The following is a 3930-nucleotide window of genomic DNA, read 5'->3' as shown; positions in this document are numbered from 1 at the left end:
GGTGCTGAACAAGGACGGGTCCTTCCTGGCCGCCTTCCGGTTTCGCGGGCCCGACCTGGAGTCCTCGACCGAGGACGAGCTGATGGCGGTGCGCGCCCGGCTCAACAACGCCCTGAAGCGGCTGGGATCGGGCTGGTGTCTGCACATGGAGGCGCGCCGCCGTCCCGCGACGGCCTATCCGGAGAGCGCCTTCGACCTCGAGGTCGCCTGGCTGCTCGACGCGGAACGACGCAGCCGCTTCGAAACCGCCGATCCCGCCTTCGAGACGGACTTCCGGCTGGCCCTGACCTGGCTGCCGCCCGCAGACGAAACCCGCCGCATGGAGCGCTGGCTGTTCGACGGTCTGGCCAGGGGCGGTCACGACTGGCGGCTGTCGCTGGCGGCTTTCGGCCGCGAGGCCGATACGACGCTCGACCTGTTGTCCGACGCCCTGCCGGAGATCGAACGGCTTGATGACGCGGACCTTCTGACCTGGCTGCATGACAGCGTCTCGCCCCGGCCCTTCGCGGTCCGGCCGCCGGAGACGCCGATGTTCCTCGACGCCTGGCTCGCGGACGCCGGCCTGACGGGCGGGGTCGCGCCCCGTCTCGGCGATCGCTGCCTCAAGGTGGTCTCGGTGCGGGGCCTGCCGTCGGCGACCCGGCCCGGATTGCTCGATGCGCTCGGCGCCCTGCCGTTCGAATACCGCTGGACGGCGCGCTGGATCGGCCTCGACAAGCCCGAGGCCGAGCGGGAGATCGTCAAGCTGCGCAAGCGCTGGTTCGCCAAACGCAAGGGCGTCGGCGTCCTGTTGCGTGAGGCCATCACCAAGGAGGAGGTGCCGCTTCTCGATACGGATGCGGCGTCCAAGACCGAAGAGTGCGACGGCGCCCTGGCGGCGCTCGGCGCGGAGTCCTGCGCCTTCGGCTATCTGACTTTGACGGTCACCGTTCTGGACGCCAGCGAGGCGGGGGCGGCGGCCAAGGCCCGCGCGATCGAGGCGGCGCTGAACGCGCAGGGGCTGGTGGCCCGGATCGAGGATCTCAATGCGGTGGAGGCCTGGCTGGGCTCTCTGCCCGGCGAGCCTTATGCTGACGTGCGTCGGCCCCTGGTCTCGACGCTGAACCTGGCCGATCTGCTGCCGGTTTCCGCCATCTGGGCGGGGCCGGCCGGGGACGCCAACCTGGACGGGCCGCCGCTGGCGACGGCGCGCACGACCGGCGCGACGCCGTTCCGGCTGGTGCTGCATGTCGGCGACGTCGGCCACGCCATGGTCGTCGGGCCGACCGGATCGGGCAAGAGCGCCCTGCTGTCCTTCCTGGCCCTGCAATGGTTCCGCTATCGGGACGCCCGGGTGGTCTTCTTCGACAAGGGCCGGTCGGCGCGCGCGGCGACGCTCGCGGCCGGCGGCCGCTGGCGGGCGCTGGAGCCCGGGGCGCGGTTCTCGCTCCAGCCGCTGGCCCGGATCGACCGGGAGGACGAGCGGGCCTGGGCCGCGGAATGGATCGCCGAGACCGTGCGCCTGGCCGGGCTGGAGCCGGTCCCCCGGGTGAGGGAAGAGATCTGGGTGGCGCTGTCGGCGCTCTCTGAGGCGCCGGTCGCGCAGCGGACGCTGACGGTGTTCTGCGCCCTGGTTCAGGACAAGGCGGTCGCCGCCGCCCTGGAGCCCTTGACCCTGAAGGGGCCGCACGGCGCACTGCTGGACGGGGCGGGCGAGACCCTGGCGCCCACGCGGTTCGACACCTTCGAGCTGGAGACCCTGATGGGGACCCCGTCAGCCGTGGCGCCGGTGCTCTCGGCCCTGTTCCACCATCTCGAACAGGGCTTCGACGGCCGGCCGACCCTGCTGGTCCTCGACGAGGCCTGGCTGTTCCTCGGGGAGACCGGCTTCGCGGCTCGCATTCGGGAGTGGCTGAAGACGCTGCGCAAGAAGCGGGTCTGCGTGGTCTTCGCCACCCAGAGCCTGGACGACGTGGCGGCCTCCTCGATCGCGGCCAGTCTGATCGAGAGCTGCCCGACCCAGGTCTTCCTGCCCAATCCCCGCGCCCTGGAGCCGTCGTCCGCCGAACTCTACCGGGGCTTCGGCCTGAACCGGCGCCAGCTTGAGCTGATCGCCTTCGCCACGCCCAAGCGGGCCTACTACTGGCGCCAGCCGCGCGGCCGGCGGCTGTTCGATCTGCGTCTGACCGGCGTGGCCCTCGCCCTGTGCGGCTCGAGCGCGCCGGAAGACCAGACCCTGATCGACTCCCTCCTGGAGCGATCGGGACCTGACGACGGTCGACCGGGCGGCTTCGCCCGCGATTTCCTCAAAGCCAAGGGAGTGCAAAATGTGGATTCCGTTTTCGACGCCTTCGCCGGCCCGCTCGCGGCCGAATAGGTCCATCCAGATCGTCGCCGTCGGCCTCGTCGCCGTCAGCCTGCTGGGCGCCACGCCGGCGCCGGCCCAGCAGGTGGTGTTCGACCCGCGCAATCACATCGAAAATGCGCTGCAGGCGGCGCGTCAGCTCGAGAGCCTCGCCAACGAGGCGCGCAGTCTGGCGGCCTCGCCCTACAGCCACCTGACGCAATCCAGCCAGTCGCTGCGGGACATGGCCGAGCTGGCGCGGACGGCGCGCGGGATCGCCAGCTCGGTCAGCGGTCTGGAGCAGCAGTTCCGGAGTTTGTACCCCGACGATCTGTCCGGCTCGGACATGCTGAGCCTGCTGGAGCAGGGCGAGGCGCGCACGGCCAACGCCCGGCGCACCGCCGAGGACGTGGCGCGGACGGCCGCCGAGCTGGAACGGCTGGGGCAGGGCCGGTCGCAGAGGCTGGCCGGGGCGCTCTCCGCCAGCCAGGCGGCGACCGGCCAGACGGCGGCGGTCCAGTCGTCCAACCAGCTTCTGGCCGTGCTGGCCGAAGACCTGGCGGCGCTGCGCACCATCATGCTGGCCCAGTCCCGGCTGATGGCCGAGGCCACGGCGCGCGACGCGGCGGACCGCGCCTCCGGAGACGCCGCCCGGCGCCAGCGGTGGGGCCGTCAGGCCGACGCGCCGGCCGCGCCGCGCTTCGATCCCTTGTCTCACGCGAACGACTGAGGGAGCGGGGCGATGACGGTCGGAGTGGAAACGCCCAACGAGCTGATGGTGGTGTTTTCCGACACCATCTCGGCCGGGTTCGACGCCCTCCAGGGTTCGGTCAACGGCGTGTTCGGCCTGCTCATCGTCCTGGTCGTCGCCCTGACCGGCATCCAGTGGGCGCTGTCCTCCAACCGGGAGGTGCTGGCCTCGGGCTTCGGCAAGGTGCTGCTGATCGGCGCCTTCGCCTGGCTGATCAACGACTGGCAGCGGCTGTCCGAGACCCTCTATGCCGGCTTTCTGGAGCTGGGGCTGACGGCTGGCGGCGGCTCCCTGAGCCGGCAAGAGTTCCTCAACCCGGGGGCTATCCTCGCCCAGGGCTGGGAGATCGTGAAGGCGCTCGGGGAGACGCCCGCGCCGGTCGACAATCCGCTCGACGTCGTCGGCAACATGGCGGACGCCCTGATCCTGGGCCTGGCCATGATCGGCATCATGCTGGCCTTCGCCGTGCTGGCCCTGCAGATCATAGTCTCCCTGCTGGAGTTCAAGATCGTCACCCTGGGCGGCTTCGTGCTCCTGCCGTTCGGGATCTGGAACAAGTCCGCCTTCCTCGCCGAACGGCCGCTGGGTTATGTCGTCTCGTCCGGGTTGAAGGTCCTGGCCCTGGCGATCGTCGTTTCCGGCGCGCGGACGATCTTCGATCAGCTCCAGCCCTCGGCCAATCCCGATATCTACGAAGCCCTGACCATCCTGGTGGCGGCCATCCTGCTGGCCATGCTGGCCCTGTTCATCCCCAACCTGGCCTCGGCCCTCGTGACCGGAGGACCGGCGCTGGGCGCCGGCGCGGCGCTCACCGGAGCGCTGGCCGTCGGCGGGGCCGGCGCCCTGGCCGGGGCAG

3 protein-coding genes are annotated in these 3930 nt (G+C 71.2%); all 3 read left to right on the top strand.

Annotation, left to right across the window (positions count from 1 at the left end; all coding sequences use genetic code 11):
* On the top strand, positions 1–2356 hold a 2356-nt coding region (gene trbE, locus WC555_RS15275), incomplete at its 5' end, for a conjugal transfer protein TrbE (protein ID WP_373254958.1).
* Complete coding sequence (locus WC555_RS15270; RefSeq protein ID WP_292062125.1) at positions 2307–3053, top strand: conjugal transfer protein TrbJ; 747 nt, start codon at positions 2307–2309, stop codon at positions 3051–3053. The genes trbE and WC555_RS15270, both read left to right, overlap by 50 nt.
* A gap of 12 nt (positions 3054–3065) precedes the next feature.
* A partial coding sequence (gene trbL, locus WC555_RS15265) for a P-type conjugative transfer protein TrbL (protein WP_373254957.1) occupies positions 3066–3930 on the top strand: 865 nt, incomplete at its 3' end.

This window comes from Brevundimonas sp. (assembly GCF_041648615.1).
Classification (GTDB): Bacteria; Pseudomonadota; Alphaproteobacteria; order Caulobacterales; family Caulobacteraceae; genus Brevundimonas.
Note: the sequence above shows the minus strand (reverse complement) of the source record. Positions and strands in the feature narration are given on the sequence as shown.